Below are 393 nucleotides of genomic sequence, written 5' to 3' on the forward strand. Positions count from 1 at the left end.
CGGCAAGGCCATGCGGCTGCGCGACACCTTCGAGCTGAAGGATGCCGACGGCCGGGTCCTCGTCGAGCTGCGGCAGAAGCTGGTCAGCCTGCGCGACACGATGCTCATCGAGCGCGGCGGCGAGGAGCTCGCCAAGGTCAAGCGCAAGCGGCTCTCGCTGCTCCGCAACCACTACCGGGTGACCCTGGCGGACGGTACGGAGCTTGACGTCAGCGGCAAGATCCTGGACCGCGAGTTCGCCATCGAGTACGACGGTGAGCTGCTAGCCCAGATCTCGCGGCGCTGGCTGACGCTCCGGGACACGTACGGCATCGACGTGGTCCGGGAGGACGCGGACATCTCCCTGCTCATCGCCGTGTCGATGTGCGTGATCGTGCTGGCGGACAAGGAGAT

At 66.9% G+C, this 393-nt stretch carries 1 protein-coding gene; it reads left to right on the plus strand.

The window, feature by feature from the left end; translation table 11 throughout:
* Positions 1–393, plus strand: a 393-nt coding sequence (locus RM844_RS33275) for an LURP-one-related/scramblase family protein (RefSeq protein WP_311671146.1), incomplete at both ends; no start/stop codon positions are given.

It is taken from the genome of Streptomyces chisholmiae (assembly GCF_031845445.1).
Taxonomy (GTDB): Bacteria; Actinomycetota; Actinomycetes; order Streptomycetales; family Streptomycetaceae; genus Streptomyces; species Streptomyces chisholmiae.